The sequence below is a fragment of the Serratia sp. CY84636 genome, assembly GCF_052166245.1.
GTDB classification, from domain to species: domain Bacteria; phylum Pseudomonadota; class Gammaproteobacteria; order Enterobacterales; family Enterobacteriaceae; genus Serratia; species Serratia nevei.
In genome coordinates this window covers 1-523 of record NZ_JBJNOX010000046.1, presented here as the reverse complement: position 1 = coordinate 523, position 523 = coordinate 1, and the positions used below count along the sequence as shown (strand labels likewise).

The 523-nt window shown below is 48.0% G+C and carries 2 tRNA genes and 1 rRNA gene; all 3 read right to left on the bottom strand.

The features are described from left to right. Positions 1-181: 181 nt before the first annotated feature. Positions 182-257, bottom strand: a tRNA-Ala gene (locus ACJ8QI_RS25530). A 38-nt stretch (positions 258-295) separates the two neighbouring features. Continuing rightward, positions 296-372, bottom strand: a tRNA-Ile gene (locus tag ACJ8QI_RS25525). 74 nt (positions 373-446) lie between these two features. Next, positions 447-523 (bottom strand): 16S ribosomal RNA (locus ACJ8QI_RS25520); the annotation flags it as partial.

Below are 523 nucleotides of genomic sequence, written 5' to 3'. Positions count from 1 at the left end.
TCGCGCTGCAAACATTTGAGAGACTCTATGACAGGTTACTCTTTATCCCAATACATCTACGGAGGGATAAATTTCAGCCGTCATGTTTCAATTTTCAGCTTGTTCCAGATTGTTAAAGAGCAAAATACTTCGCAGCATACTGTCGCCAATATACTCTGAAGTATTGAAATACCGGACTATATGGTGGAGCTAAGCGGGATCGAACCGCTGACCTCCTGCGTGCAAGGCAGGCGCTCTCCCAGCTGAGCTATAGCCCCATACAGTCACGCGCAGTACCTTTTCCACTTCCGAGAAGTGGTAGGCCTGAGTGGACTTGAACCACCGACCTCACCCTTATCAGGGGTGCGCTCTAACCACCTGAGCTACAAGCCTATAAAGGTATTTCTGCTCGTTACTTTCTATCAGACAATCTGTGTGAGCACGCCACTCGAATCAATATCTTTAGGTAAGGAGGTGATCCAACCGCAGGTTCCCCTACGGTTACCTTGTTACGACTTCACCCCAGTCATGAATCACAAAGTGG